This is a genomic window from Streptococcus sp. 27098_8_51, from assembly GCF_041432205.1.
GTDB lineage: Bacteria > Bacillota > Bacilli > Lactobacillales > Streptococcaceae > Streptococcus.
In genome coordinates this window covers 67186-80310 of the sequence record NZ_JAPVZE010000005.1, presented here as the reverse complement: position 1 = coordinate 80310, position 13125 = coordinate 67186, and the positions used below count along the sequence as shown (strand labels likewise).

General features: G+C 41.6%; 14 protein-coding genes. 10 read left to right on the top strand and 4 right to left on the bottom strand.

Annotated features, from left to right (window positions below; translation table 11 throughout):
• Positions 1–39 precede the first annotated feature (39 nt).
• Positions 40–2037 (top strand): methionine--tRNA ligase, encoded by a 1998-nt coding sequence (gene metG, locus O3622_RS05160; RefSeq protein ID WP_049519631.1) that lies wholly within the window; start codon positions 40–42, stop codon positions 2035–2037.
• 16 nt (positions 2038–2053) lie between these two features.
• On the opposite strand, the gene O3622_RS05155 is transcribed toward metG, so the two are convergent.
• The 3 genes from O3622_RS05155 to coaA form a co-directional block, all read right to left on the bottom strand.
• Positions 2054–2587: a DNA topology modulation protein gene (locus O3622_RS05155; RefSeq protein WP_049519632.1), complete on the bottom strand. Its 534-nt coding sequence runs from the start codon at positions 2585–2587 to the stop codon at positions 2054–2056.
• A gap of 52 nt (positions 2588–2639) precedes the next feature.
• Positions 2640–2876 (bottom strand): 30S ribosomal protein S20, encoded by a 237-nt coding sequence (rpsT, locus tag O3622_RS05150; protein ID WP_001274000.1) that lies wholly within the window; start codon positions 2874–2876, stop codon positions 2640–2642.
• A 67-nt stretch (positions 2877–2943) separates the two neighbouring features.
• On the bottom strand, positions 2944–3864 hold the full coding sequence (gene coaA, locus O3622_RS05145) for a type I pantothenate kinase (RefSeq protein WP_000180523.1): 921 nt from the start codon (positions 3862–3864) through the stop codon (positions 2944–2946).
• A 201-nt stretch (positions 3865–4065) separates the two neighbouring features.
• Between coaA and O3622_RS05140 the strand changes: the two genes are divergently transcribed.
• The 9 genes from O3622_RS05140 to O3622_RS05100 all read left to right on the top strand — a co-directional run bounded on the left by O3622_RS05140 (position 4066) and on the right by O3622_RS05100 (position 12424).
• Positions 4066–4473: a hypothetical protein gene (locus O3622_RS05140; RefSeq protein ID WP_371607146.1), complete on the top strand. Its 408-nt coding sequence runs from the start codon at positions 4066–4068 to the stop codon at positions 4471–4473.
• A gap of 200 nt (positions 4474–4673) precedes the next feature.
• Entirely contained in the window at positions 4674–5264 is a 591-nt protein-coding gene (locus tag O3622_RS05135; RefSeq protein WP_007522168.1) for a class I SAM-dependent methyltransferase, read from the top strand.
• Positions 5261–6538 (top strand): pyrimidine-nucleoside phosphorylase, encoded by a 1278-nt coding sequence (locus O3622_RS05130; RefSeq protein WP_247936206.1) that lies wholly within the window; start codon positions 5261–5263, stop codon positions 6536–6538. Before O3622_RS05135 ends, O3622_RS05130 begins: the two co-directional genes overlap by 4 nt.
• Positions 6539–6557: 19 nt before the next feature.
• Entirely contained in the window at positions 6558–7220 is a 663-nt protein-coding gene (gene deoC, locus O3622_RS05125) for a deoxyribose-phosphate aldolase (RefSeq protein WP_042769003.1), read from the top strand.
• Entirely contained in the window at positions 7207–7596 is a 390-nt protein-coding gene (locus O3622_RS05120) for a cytidine deaminase (RefSeq protein WP_000246111.1), read from the top strand. Before deoC ends, O3622_RS05120 begins: the two co-directional genes overlap by 14 nt.
• A 90-nt stretch (positions 7597–7686) precedes the next feature.
• The gene (locus tag O3622_RS05115; protein WP_049477645.1) at positions 7687–8742 is read left to right on the top strand and encodes a BMP family protein; all 1056 of its coding nucleotides are present in this window, start codon (positions 7687–7689) and stop codon (positions 8740–8742) included.
• A 136-nt stretch (positions 8743–8878) separates the two neighbouring features.
• Entirely contained in the window at positions 8879–10414 is a 1536-nt protein-coding gene (locus tag O3622_RS05110) for an ABC transporter ATP-binding protein (RefSeq protein ID WP_000929832.1), read from the top strand.
• Positions 10407–11465 (top strand): ABC transporter permease, encoded by a 1059-nt coding sequence (locus O3622_RS05105; RefSeq protein ID WP_000038681.1) that lies wholly within the window; start codon positions 10407–10409, stop codon positions 11463–11465. Before O3622_RS05110 ends, O3622_RS05105 begins: the two co-directional genes overlap by 8 nt.
• Before the next feature lie 2 nt (positions 11466–11467).
• Positions 11468–12424, top strand: a complete 957-nt coding sequence (locus O3622_RS05100) for an ABC transporter permease (protein WP_000029130.1) — start codon at positions 11468–11470, stop codon at positions 12422–12424.
• 34 nt (positions 12425–12458) lie between these two features.
• Here the strand turns inward: O3622_RS05100 and plsY are convergent, their stop codons facing one another.
• Positions 12459–13100, bottom strand: coding sequence for a glycerol-3-phosphate 1-O-acyltransferase PlsY (gene plsY / locus O3622_RS05095; protein WP_371607145.1), 642 nt, complete (start codon positions 13098–13100; stop codon positions 12459–12461).
• Between the last annotated feature and the right edge of the window lie 25 nt (positions 13101–13125).

Genomic DNA, 13125 nt, shown 5'->3' with positions numbered 1-13125 from the left:
TTAGAAAATCAGGTTTCATTTGCCTGGAAAGGAAAAATTATGTCTGAAAAGAATTTTTATATTACAACACCGATTTACTATCCATCTGGTAAACTTCATATCGGTTCTGCCTACACAACCATCGCTTGTGATGTCCTAGCTCGATACAAACGCCTCATGGGCTATGATGTCTTTTATCTGACAGGTCTTGACGAGCATGGTCAGAAAATCCAGCAAAAAGCGGAAGAAGCTGGAATTACACCACAAGCCTATGTTGATGGGATGGCAGTTGGAGTTAAAGAACTCTGGCAATTACTTGATATCTCATATGATAAATTTATCCGTACAACTGATGACTACCATGAAAAAGTAGTGGCGCAAGTTTTTGAACGCTTGCTTGCTCAAGATGACATCTACCTAGGTGAATATTCTGGTTGGTATTCAGTCTCAGATGAGGAATTCTTTACAGAAAGCCAGCTTGCAGAAGTTTTCCGTGATGAAGCTGGAAATGTAACGGGTGGTATTGCCCCATCAGGTCATGAGGTTGAATGGGTTTCTGAAGAGTCTTACTTCCTTCGCCTCAGCAAATACCAAGACCGTTTGGTAGATTTTTTCAAATCTCATCCTGACTTCATCACTCCAGATGGCCGTCTCAATGAAATGCTACGTAACTTCATCGAGCCAGGTTTAGAAGATTTGGCAGTGTCTCGTACAACCTTTACCTGGGGTGTTCCTGTCCCGTCAAATCCAAAACACGTTGTCTACGTTTGGATCGATGCCCTTCTTAACTATGCGACAGCTCTTGGTTACGGTCAAGATGAGCATGGTAACTTTGACAAGTTCTGGAACGGAACAGTCTTCCAAATGGTCGGAAAAGACATCCTTCGTTTCCACTCCATCTACTGGCCAATCCTTCTTATGATGTTGGATGTTAAATTACCTGACCGCTTGATTGCCCATGGTTGGTTTGTCATGAAAGACGGTAAGATGTCTAAGTCTAAAGGGAATGTCGTTTATCCTGAAATGTTAGTAGAACGCTATGGTCTCGATCCACTTCGTTACTACCTCATGCGTAGCCTTCCAGTTGGTTCAGACGGAACCTTCACTCCAGAAGACTATGTAGGTCGTATCAACTATGAATTGGCAAATGACCTAGGAAACCTCCTTAACCGTACGGTTTCCATGATCAACAAGTACTTTGATGGTCAAATCCCTGCCTATGTAGAGGGTGTAACAGAGTTTGATAATGCTCTTGCTGAGGTTGCAGAACAAGCAATCGCAGACTACCATAAACACATGGAAGCAGTTGACTACCCACGTGCTCTTGAAGCAGTCTGGACTCTTATCTCTCGTACCAACAAATACATCGATGAGACAGTCCCATGGGTCTTGGCTAAGGATGAAGCGCTTCGTGATCAATTGGCAAGTGTTATGAGCCACTTGGCAGCCAGCCTTCGCATTGTAGCGCACTTAATTGAGCCATTTATGATGGAAACTAGTCGTGCGGTTTTGACTCAGCTTGGTCTAGCAGAAGTTTCTAGCCTAGAAAACTTGAGTTTGGCAGATTTCCCTGCAGGTGTGACTGTTGTTGCTAAAGGAACACCAATCTTCCCACGTCTGGACATGGAAGAAGAGATTGCCTATATCAAGGAACAAATGGAAGGCAACAAACCAGCAGTCGAAAAAGAATGGAATCCAGATGAAGTTGAACTCAAACTCAACAAGGATGAAATCAAGTTTGAAGACTTCGATAAGGTCGAAATCCGTGTCGCAGAAGTCAAAGAAGTGTCTAAAGTGGAAGGTTCTGACAAGTTGCTCCAATTCCGCCTAGATGCTGGTGATGGTGAAGACCGTCAAATCCTCTCAGGAATTGCCAAATACTATCCAAACGAACAAGAATTGGTCGGCAAGAAAGTCCAAATCGTTGCCAACCTCAAACCACGCAAGATGATGAAGAAATATGTCAGCCAAGGAATGATCCTCTCAGCTGAACATGATGGACAATTAACCCTTCTCACAGTTGATCCAGCTGTACCAAATGGAAGTGTGATTGGATAATAGCAAAAAACCAACGTTAGACACGTTGGTTTTTCTTGTTATGTACGAGATTTTCTAAGAAGTGGTCCATCTCCTTTTGAGACCGGAGGACAATTACTTTATCTGGATAGGTTTCTTGAACCTGCTGATAGCGTTCTTTGGCATTCTTTGTCCGCCCATCCCAGAGAATCCATCGGATAAATTCCCAGTCAAAGCGTTCAGGACAGCCTGCTGCCATACTTTCTCTGACCTTGCCTCGGTATGTGAGATACCGTTTAAAGGCTCGAAAGAGACAAGTCCATGGTGAAAAATTGAGAAAGATGATTTTGTCAGCTTCCAGCATTCTTTCTTCATAGCAACACCAAGAGTAGTTACCATCGATGACCCAAGTTTCATGCTTTGTGAGAAAGTTTTTCATCTCGGTCAACATCCATTCGCGGTCACTGTCTTGCCAACCAGGTTGAAATTGGAGTGTGTCCATATGCAGTTTGGGGATGGAGTAGTGGCTAGATAACCTTTCTGCCAGAGTTGACTTGCCTGATCCAGAATATCCGATGATTGCTATTTTCATTTTCTACCTTTTCTGATTAGAGGACAAAAAAACAGCCTCTATGGACTGTTTCTTATTTAGCAAGTTTAGCTGAAAGACGAGCTTTATCGCGGCTTGCTTTGTTTTTATGAATCAAACCTTTAGTTTCTGCTTTGTCGATAGCTGAGCTAGCAGCACGGAAAAGTTCTTCAGAAGGGTTTGCTTCGAAAGCTTTGATAGCAGTACGCATAGCTGATTTTTGAGCTGAGTTTTTTTCGTTTTGTTTAACGTTCAATTCAGCGCGTTTGATAGCTGATTTAATGTTTGCCAATGTTCTTACCTCCATATTTACTAACTATACCATTATATATGAAAACTTAGGTTTTGACAAGGGGAAATTATTTTTTTAGGTAAATTTCATCGATTTCATGGTTTTTAGTCTTGTGGAGAATGACCTCGGCGCGATTCCTTGTTGGTTCGATATAGTTTTGTAGATTTGTGAGATTAATACTGGTCCAAACCTGGTGAGCAAATGCTTCAACTTCTCCAATTGGCATTTGCGTAAAACGGTGGTAGTAGCTGTTGGGATCATTTTGGGCAAAGCTGAGCAGTTTCAAGAAACGATCCAGATACCAACTTTCAATGTCCTCGACAGCAGCATCCACATAGATGGAGAAATCAAAGAAATCAGTGATGTAAAGGCGCTCATTTTGAGGGTTTTGAAAGACATTAATGCCCTCGACAATGACAAAATCAGCAGCTTTGACACGTTGCTTCTCTCCGGGAACGATGTCATACACTTCATGAGAATAGACAGGAATATCGACATCTTGCCCATTCTTTAGGCGGTCAAGAAAATTCAGCAAGGTTTCCATATCATAACTTTCAGGAAAACCTTTGCGATTTAAGATATCTTGGTCCATCAAGGTTTGATTGGGATAGAGAAAACCGTCAGTTGTCACCAATTCTACAGTAGCATCTGGGAGAGTACGTGATAGTAGAATCTGAAGTAAGCGACTAGTAGTCGATTTGCCCACAGCAACACTACCAGAAACCCCAATAATAAAAGGTTGGGATTTGCTTTCACGTTGGAGAAAAATTCCTTTTGAAAAAGCCAAATCATCCTTGGTGCGCTTGTAAATATGGATAAGATGAACTAGGGGAAGATAGACATCTGTTACGTCCTGTAGACTAATCTGGTCATTGAAACTCTTGATGGATTCTAACTCTTCCTCTGTCAAAGGGGGGGTAGTTTTGCGATGCAATGATTGCCAAGTCTGGCGGCTGATTTTTTCAAAATGTAAAAATTCGTTGGTCATTTGTTTTCCCCTAGATATTTTGTTTATCATACCATAAAAAGCTAAAAAAATAAAGCGGTTTCTTGATGGTAGTAAGTCAATATCGTATAATAGAGGTAGATGGAGGTTGAATAATTTAATGATGAGATAGGGAATGGTTTCTGAAGACTTATCAGTTATTAAAAGTGAGCTTTTTGGTTCACAATTTATTGGAGGTGTGTCATGAAAATCTTAAAACGTTATATATTGGAACTCTGTTTTATTTTAAGTTTTGCACTACCTTTTATAAGGGGTGCGAATGCGGATAATGGTAGACGCTTTGTGGAAATCTATTACGGTTTTACTTTTTTGATGGAACATGCCATTGTAACAGTTGTCTTTATCTGTTCGCTCTTGATTGCTTGGCTAGTAAAAAAGCAGTGGACAAAATGGCTTGCAGCTGGTAGTTATCTATTTTTGATTTTGTGGATTGCTACAGAAGGATATCTATTCCGTATGTCACTAGAAGATTTGATACGACTTTGGACAAGTTTGGAAATCTTGACACAAACTTATCAGTTGGGTTTTTATCTAAACATCATATTGGGAATCTTGTTGCTAATAAAGTATTTTAAGGTTAAGAAATGGTAATAAAAATGCGCCTGATTGCAGACGATCTGTTTTTTACTGACTATGATAATTTGTAGTTCCCGATAGATTGTAATGTATTTCTAATCATTGAAAGAGATTGAAGAAAAGGTTTTACTTACTAGCTTTCTTCAGTCTTTTTCATTTGATCATCACTTTGTAAACGATTTACAATTCAAGCCAAATTATGGTAAAATAGTTTTATGAGTAAAATGTATTATGCAGAAAATCCTGACGCTGCTCACGACATTCATGAGTTGAGAGTGGAGTTGTTGGGAGAAAACATGACCTTTTTGACGGATGCGGGTGTTTTTAGCAAGAAAATGGTTGACTTTGGGAGTCAGCTTTTGCTCAAGTGCCTAGAGGTCAATGAAGGAGAGACGGTCCTTGATGTGGGTTGTGGTTATGGGCCATTGGGTTTGTCATTGGCCAAGGCTTATGGAGTTCAAGCAACCATGGTTGATATCAATAATCGTGCCTTGAACCTAGCGCGACAAAATGCTGAACGAAATAAAGTAGAAGTAGCAATTTTCCAATCCAATATCTATGAACAAGTTGAAGGGAAATTTGACCATGTTATTTCCAATCCGCCGATTCGAGCGGGCAAACAGGTTGTTCATGAGATTATCGAAAAGAGCAGAGATTTCTTGAAAGACGGAGGAGATTTAACCATCGTCATTCAGAAAAAACAAGGAGCTCCAAGTGCTAGAAATAAGATGGAAGACGTTTTTGGAAATTGTGAAATCGTAAAGAAAGATAAGGGATATTATATCCTTAGAAGTGTGAAAGAATGAGAGCAGTTGATTTAATTCAAAAGAAACGAGATGGTCAAGAACTGACTGCAGCTGAAATCAAGTGGCTAGTAGAAGGCTATGTGGCAGGAACTGTTCCAGACTATCAAATGTCTGCTTTTGCTATGGCTGTTTATTTTAAAGGAATGACCACACGTGAGATTTCTGACCTGACGATGAATATGGTTAAAACAGGTCAGGAGTTTGATTTGTCAGCTATTGATGGGGTTAAAGTTGATAAGCATTCGACTGGTGGTGTAGGTGATAAGGTGACCTTGATTTTGGCTCCACTTGTTGCGAGTTTCGGAGTGCCCGTTGCTAAAATGAGTGGTCGTGGTCTCGGCCATACTGGTGGGACAATTGATAAATTGGAGTCCATTAAGGGATATCAAGTTGAGCGAAGTCAAGAAGATTTCATTCGTCAGGTACAAGATATTGGTGTATCTGTCATTGGGCAGTCCGATCAGCTGGTTAAAGCAGATAAACTTCTCTATGCCCTTCGTGATGTGACAGCAACTGTCGACACGATTCCTTTGATTGCTAGTTCTGTTATGAGCAAGAAAATTGCTGCAGGTGCGGATGCCATTTTGCTAGACGTAACGGTCGGTGAGGGTGCCTTCATGAAGACGGTTGGTGAGGCGCGCGAATTGGCTCAAACCATGGTGGATCTTGGTAAGGCTGTTGGTCGAAAAACAGTAGCAGTCATTACCGATATGAGTCAGCCCTTGGGAAGAGCCATTGGCAATCGTCTTGAAATCCTTGAGGCAATCGAGATTCTCCAAGGAAAAGGCCGAGAAGATATTAGTCACTTTATCTGCGAGCTAGCTCAGATTATGCTTGGCTTGGCTGATGTTGAGAAAACGATCAAGGAAATCCGTCAACACCTGGAAAATGGCCAAGCACTGGCTAAGTTTGAAGAAATGGTAGCAGCACAAGGCGGCGATTTAGAAGATCTCTATCGCCCAGTCAAAGTTGCCCATGTGCTGGAAATTCCAGCTCAAGAAACGGGTGTTATTTCAGCCCTTCCAGCTATGGAATTTGGGCTCTATGCCATGAGACTAGGAGCTGGTCGTGCAGTCAAGTCTGATGACTTGGACTATGAAACAGGGATTGTTTTTGAAAAGAAAGTTGGAGACTCCGTTCAAAAGGGTGAAATTGTTGCAAAAGTTTATACAAATGGAAAAATTTCTTCTGAACTAGTTACAGAATTTCAAAAATATGTTAAAATAAATGATGGAGTGCAAAGTTTACGAGAAATTATAGAAATTATCTCATAAAACCAGGGGGAATCCGAATATGAAGTTAAATAAATATATTGATCATACGCTTTTAAAGCAAGATGCAAGTCAAGAACAAATTGATCGTTTGCTATCTGAAGCGCGTGAGTATGACTTTGCCAGCGTTTGTGTCAATCCCACATGGGTTAAACATGCGAAAACAGGGCTTGAAGGCTCAGATGTAAAAGTTTGTACAGTAGTAGGTTTTCCTTTGGGAGCAACAACTTCAGCTGTGAAAGCTTTTGAAACAAAAGAAGCTGTCCAAAATGGTGCAGATGAGATTGATATGGTTATCAATGTTGGTGCCCTCAAATCAGGCAATCTGGATTTGGTTGAATCGGACATCCGTGCTGTCGTAGAAGCAAGTGGTGACAAGTTGGTTAAGGTCATTATTGAAGCTTGCTTGTTGACAGACGATGAAAAAGTTGTGGCCTGCCAATTATCCCAGAAAGCAGGCGCTGACTTTGTCAAAACATCAACTGGATTTTCAACTGGTGGTGCCACTATTGAGGATGTTCAGTTGATGCGTAAAACAGTCGGGCCAGATATGGGAGTTAAGGCAGCTGGTGGAGCTCGTTCATATGCAGATGCTGTCGCTTTTGTGGAAGCAGGCGCTACCCGTATCGGAACATCTGCTGGTGTAACAATCTTAAAAGGAGAATTGGCAGATGGCGACTACTGAGTTAATTGAACTAGCAATTGAAACCAGCAAACAAGCCTATGTCCCCTATTCTCACTTTCCCATCGGTGCTGTTTTAGTAGCCAAGGATGGTAGTATTTATACGGGTGTGAACATCGAGAATGCTAGCTATCCCTTGACTAATTGTGGAGAACGTACTGCTATTTTTAAAGCAGTTTCGGAGGGGCAACGGGAGTTTTCAGAATTGATTGTCTACGGACAAACTGAAAAACCCATCTCGCCATGTGGTGCTTGCCGCCAGGTCATGGTTGAATTTTTTGAACAAGATCTAAAAGTGACTTTAGTCGCTAAAGATAAATCGACGGTCGAGATGACGGTCGGGGAGTTACTTCCATACTCATTTACAGACTTAAATTAGTCTGGGCCACTCTTGTAGTGGCTGTGGTCTGTGTGACCAAACAATCCATACTTGCAACATCGTTGCACATCTTATTTAGGAGGTTCAGTAATGAACAAGAAACAATGGCTAGGCCTTGGTCTAGTTGCAGTAGCAGCAGTTGGACTTGCTGCATGTGGTAACCGCTCTTCTCGTAACGCAGCTTCATCTTCATCAGAAATGAAGACCAAAGCAGCAATCGTAACAGATACTGGTGGTGTTGATGATAAATCATTTAACCAATCAGCTTGGGAAGGTTTGCAAGACTGGGGTAAAGAACACAATCTTTCTAAAGATAAAGGTTATACTTACTTCCAATCAACAAGCGAAGCAGACTATGCTAACAACTTGCAACAAGCGGCTGGAAGTTACAACCTGATCTTCGGTGTTGGTTTTGCACTTCACAATGCAGTTGAGGAAGCAGCAAAAGACCACTCTGACCTAAACTATGTCTTGATTGATGATGTGATTGAAGGTCAAAAGAATGTTGCGAGCGTAAGATTTGCGGATAATGAAGCAGCTTACCTTGCTGGTGTTGCAGCAGCGAAAACTACGAAAACAAAACAAGTTGGTTTTGTAGGTGGTATCGAATCTGAAGTTATTTCACGTTTTGCAGCTGGATTCAAAGCTGGTGTTGAGTCAGTAGACCCATCTATCAAAGTCCAAGTTGACTACGCTGGTTCATTTGGTGATGCTGCCAAAGGTAAAACAATTGCAGCAGCTCAATATGCTGCCGGTGCAGACGTTGTCTACCAAGCAGCTGGTGGTACAGGTGCTGGTGTCTTTGCTGAAGCAAAATCATTGAACGAAAACAAAAATGAAGACGAAAAAGTTTGGGTTATCGGTGTAGACCGTGACCAAGCAGCAGAAGGTAAATACACTTCTAAAGATGGTAAAGAATCTAACTTTGTTCTTGTATCTACATTGAAACAAGTTGGTACAACTGTAAAAGATATTGCTAACAAAACAGAAAAAGGTGAATTCCCTGGTGGACAAGTGATTGTTTACTCATTGAAAGATAAAGGGGTTGAGCTAGCAGTAACAAACCTTTCAGAAGAAGGTAAAAAAGCTGTTGAAGATGCAAAAGCTAAGATCCTTGACGGAAGCGTAAAAGTTCCTGAAAAATAATGGATAAAAGTCATTTCTTAGGAAGCGGCCATCGGTCGCTTCTTTAAGAATTGAGGCAATTTTTGTCTCAATAGAGCTTGTTAATGTGATTAGCAGGTTTTATTGAAATAAAATAAACCTCTGAAAGGAAGAGCATATGGCACACGAAAATGTCATTGAGATGCGGGATATTACCAAGGTGTTTGGTGAATTTGTAGCAAACGACAAAATCAACTTGCAACTGCGAAAAGGTGAAATCCATGCACTTTTAGGAGAAAATGGAGCGGGTAAATCCACTCTGATGAATATGCTGGCAGGACTTCTTGAACCAACGAGCGGTGAAATTGTGGTGAATGGTCAAGTTGTAAAACTAGACTCACCATCTAAAGCCGCTGGTCTTGGAATTGGGATGGTTCACCAACATTTTATGTTGGTTGAGGCTTTTACAGTAGCTGAGAATATCATTTTAGGGAGTGAAATCACTAAAAATGGTGTTCTAGATATAGCTGGTGCTACTAAAGAAATCAAGGCTCTTTCTGAACGTTATGGTTTGGCAGTAGATCCTGCTGCTAAGGTGGCGGATATTTCCGTTGGTGCCCAACAACGTGTAGAGATCTTGAAAACACTCTATCGTGGTGCTGATATCCTTATCTTTGACGAACCTACAGCCGTATTGACTCCTTCAGAGATCGATGAGTTGATGGCAATCATGAAAAACCTTGTCAAAGAAGGGAAGTCTATCATTTTGATTACCCATAAACTGGATGAGATTCGTGCGGTATCGAATCGAGTGACGGTTATCCGTCGTGGGAAATCAATCCAGACAGTTGAAATCGCAGGGGCAACAAATGCGGACTTGGCAGAAATGATGGTTGGACGCTCAGTCTCCTTTAAAACGGAAAAACAGGCACCACAACCCAAAGAAGTGGTCTTGTCTATCAAAGACTTGGTTGTCAATGAAAACCGCGGTGTACCAGCTGTGAAGAATCTTTCTTTGGATGTTCGTGCTGGTGAGATTGTCGGTATTGCAGGTATTGATGGCAATGGTCAATCTGAACTCATTCAAGCCATTACAGGTCTTCGTAAGATTGAGTCAGGTAGCGTTGAATTAAAAGGCAAATCAATTGTGGGAATGCATCCTCGACAAATTACAGAACTAAGCGTGGGGCACGTTCCTGAGGATCGTCACCGGGATGGCTTGATTTTGGAGATGATGATTTCAGAAAATATTGCTCTTCAAACCTACTACAAAGAACCACTCAGCAAGAATGGTATCTTGAACTATGCCAATATCACTTCACATGCCAAGAAATTGATGGAAGAATTTGACGTCCGTGCGGCAAGCGAGTTTGTTCCAGCAGCAGCTCTTTCAGGAGGAAATCAACAAAAAGCGATTATCGCTCGTGAGATTGATCGTGATCCTGATCTCCTTATCGTCAGCCAGCCAACTCGTGGTTTGGATGTCGGTGCCATTGAATATATCCACAAACGTTTGATTGAAGAACGTGATAACGGGAAGGCTGTCCTTGTTGTCAGCTTTGAATTGGATGAGATTTTAAATGTCTCAGACCGAATTGCTGTTATTCACGATGGTAAGATTCAAGGTATTGTATCGCCAGAAACGACTAACAAACAAGAACTTGGTGTCTTGATGGCAGGTGGAAACTTGGGAAAGGAGAAGAGTGATGTCTAAAAAATTACAACAAATTTCGGTTCCCTTGATTTCCGTATTCTTAGGAATCTTGCTCGGAGCCATTGTCATGTGGATCTTCGGATATGACGCTATCTGGGGCTATGAGGAGTTGTTCTATACAGCTTTTGGTAGTCTCCGTGGGATTGGAGAAATTTTCCGTGCCATGGGTCCTCTTGTCTTGATAGGTCTTGGTTTCGCAGTTGCCAGTCGAGCAGGTTTCTTTAACGTTGGACTTCCTGGTCAGGCTTTGGCAGGCTGGATTCTCAGCGGTTGGTTTGCCTTGTCAAATCCAGATATGCCTCGTCTCGTGTTGATTCCATTAACAGTGATCATTGCTTTGATTGCAGGTGGAATTGTTGGTGCGATTCCAGGTATCCTCAGAGCCTATCTCGGTACGTCAGAGGTTATCGTGACCATCATGATGAACTACATTGTATTGTATGTGGGAAATGCCTTTATTCATGCCTTTCCGAAAGATATTATGCAAAGTACAGACTCAACGATTCGTGTTAGTGCCAATGCTACTTACCAGACACCATGGTTATCAGAGTTGACTGGAAATTCCCGTATGAATATTGGAATCTTCTTTGCAATCATTGCTGTAGCTGTGATTTGGTTCTTGCTCAAGAAAACGACTCTCGGTTTTGAAATTCGTGCAGTTGGTCTTAATCCCCATGCTTCAGAGTACGCTGGTATTTCAGCAAAACGTACAATCATTCTATCAATGATTATCTCTGGTGCCTTGGCTGGTCTTGGTGGGGCGGTAGAAGGTCTTGGAACCTTCCAAAACGTTTACGTTCAGGGATCATCATTAGCTATCGGATTTAACGGGATGGCAGTTAGTTTGCTTGCTGGAAATTCACCAATTGGAATTCTCTTTGCAGCTTTCTTATTTGGAGTTTTGCAAGTAGGAGCACCGGGTATGAACGCAGCGCAAGTTCCGTCTGAGCTTGTTAGCATTGTAACAGCGTCTATTATCTTCTTTGTCAGCGTTCACTACATTATCGAACGCTTTGTCAAACCTAAAAAACAAGTTAAAGGAGGTAAGTAAGGATGTCTATTACAACATTACTCACCCTCTTGGTCTCTTCTATGCTGATTTACTCAGCACCACTTATTTTTACGAGTATTGGAGGAGTCTTCTCTGAACGTGGTGGTGTCGTTAACGTCGGTCTTGAAGGAATTATGGTTATGGGAGCCTTTTCTGGGGTTGTCTTTAACCTTGAGTTTGCAGAACAACTTGGAGCGGCGACTCCTTGGATTTCCTTGTTAGTTGCTGGTATCGTGGGAGCTATTTTCTCCCTCATCCATGCCGTCGCTACAGTTCATTTCCGTGCAGACCATGTTGTCAGTGGTACAGTATTGAACTTGATGGCTCCTGCCCTAGCAGTTTTCTTGGTTAAAGTTCTTTATAACAAAGGGCAAACGGATAACTTAAGCCAGACTTTCGGACGTTTTGATTTCCCAGTTTTGGCTGATATCCCTGTGATTGGAGATATCTTCTTCAAGTCAACAAGTTTGCTAGGTTATATCGCGATTGCCTTCTCATTCCTTGCATGGTTTATTCTCTTTAAGACACGTTTTGGTCTTCGCCTTCGCTCTGTTGGTGAACACCCTCAGGCAGCGGATACCTTGGGGATCAATGTCTACAAGATGCGATATCTTGGGGTTATTATTTCAGGATTCCTAGGTGGAATTGGGGGAGCAATTTATGCTCAATCCATTTCAGTTAACTTCTCAGTGACAACTATTATCGGTCCTGGATTTATCGCCCTTGCTGCGATGATCTTTGGTAAATGGAACCCAATTGGTGCTATGCTTTCTAGTCTTTTCTTTGGACTTTCACAAAGTTTGGCAGTTATCGGTTCTCAATTACCTTTCCTACAAGGAGTTCCAGCGGTTTACCTTCAAATCGCGCCTTATGTCTTGACCATTCTTGTCTTGGCAGCCTTCTTTGGAAAAGCAGTTGCGCCTAAGGCAGATGGGATCAACTACATCAAGTCAAAATAAGCATACAAAAAAACGCCAGTTTCAAACTGGCGTTTTATTTATTAGGATTTTGATGGGTTAGGTTCAATCCCCAAGGGACAAGATTTTCAGTTTTATTTTTGATACGTATGATATTATCCTTGTGACGAATGATAATCAAGCTAGCAAGTGCTAGGATAATCAGAATGAAGAGAGGGTCATAGCTGTTTAGGATAAAACCAAATAGTGGAAATAGGAGAACTCCGATAACGGCTGCGATAGAAGCGGTAACGCTAGACAGTGAAATCATACTACCTAGATAGAGGCTTCCAAAGAATACGATTGCTAGATAGAGACAGAAAACAGGCGCAAATCCGAAAATCACTCCAGCACTGGTTGCGACAGCTTTGCCCCCTTTAAATCCTGCAAAGATAGGGAAAGTATGTCCAATGACAGCCAAAAGACCAAAGATAAGAGGTGATACACCTTGAAGGTGGAAAAGGATTGGAAGGAGAGTGGCCAAGGTTCCTTTAAAGAAGTCAATCACAAAGGTTGCCATACCCGCTTTCTTACCTAAAATTCGGAAAGTATTGGTTGTTCCGGTGTTTCCAGAACCATGTTCACGCAGATTTGTTTGAAAGAAGATTTGTCCAATCCAAAGACCAGACGGAATCGAACCTAGCAGATAAGCTAAAATTAATAATACAAATGTCATCATAGTACTATTATACCATGAAATGATA

Excerpts from the sequence above, each read along its gene's own strand:
- O3622_RS05155 (WP_049519632.1), bottom strand. The coding sequence starts at position 2,587 with ATGAAAATAGCAATCATCGGATATTCTGGATCAGGCAAGTCAACTCTG.
- coaA (WP_000180523.1), bottom strand. The coding sequence starts at position 3,864 with ATGACCAACGAATTTTTACATTTTGAAAAAATCAGCCGCCAGACTTGG.
- plsY (WP_371607145.1), bottom strand. The coding sequence starts at position 13,100 with ATGATGACATTTGTATTATTAATTTTAGCTTATCTGCTAGGTTCGATT.
- O3622_RS05130 (WP_247936206.1), top strand. The coding sequence starts at position 5,261 with ATGAGAGCAGTTGATTTAATTCAAAAGAAACGAGATGGTCAAGAACTG.
- O3622_RS05140 (WP_371607146.1), top strand. The coding sequence starts at position 4,066 with ATGAAAATCTTAAAACGTTATATATTGGAACTCTGTTTTATTTTAAGT.
- O3622_RS05135 (WP_007522168.1), top strand. The coding sequence starts at position 4,674 with ATGAGTAAAATGTATTATGCAGAAAATCCTGACGCTGCTCACGACATT.
- O3622_RS05120 (WP_000246111.1), top strand. The coding sequence starts at position 7,207 with ATGGCGACTACTGAGTTAATTGAACTAGCAATTGAAACCAGCAAACAA.
- O3622_RS05105 (WP_000038681.1), top strand. The coding sequence starts at position 10,407 with ATGTCTAAAAAATTACAACAAATTTCGGTTCCCTTGATTTCCGTATTC.
- O3622_RS05100 (WP_000029130.1), top strand. The coding sequence starts at position 11,468 with ATGTCTATTACAACATTACTCACCCTCTTGGTCTCTTCTATGCTGATT.
- metG (WP_049519631.1), top strand. The coding sequence starts at position 40 with ATGTCTGAAAAGAATTTTTATATTACAACACCGATTTACTATCCATCT.
- O3622_RS05115 (WP_049477645.1), top strand. The coding sequence starts at position 7,687 with ATGAACAAGAAACAATGGCTAGGCCTTGGTCTAGTTGCAGTAGCAGCA.
- deoC (WP_042769003.1), top strand. The coding sequence starts at position 6,558 with ATGAAGTTAAATAAATATATTGATCATACGCTTTTAAAGCAAGATGCA.
- O3622_RS05110 (WP_000929832.1), top strand. The coding sequence starts at position 8,879 with ATGGCACACGAAAATGTCATTGAGATGCGGGATATTACCAAGGTGTTT.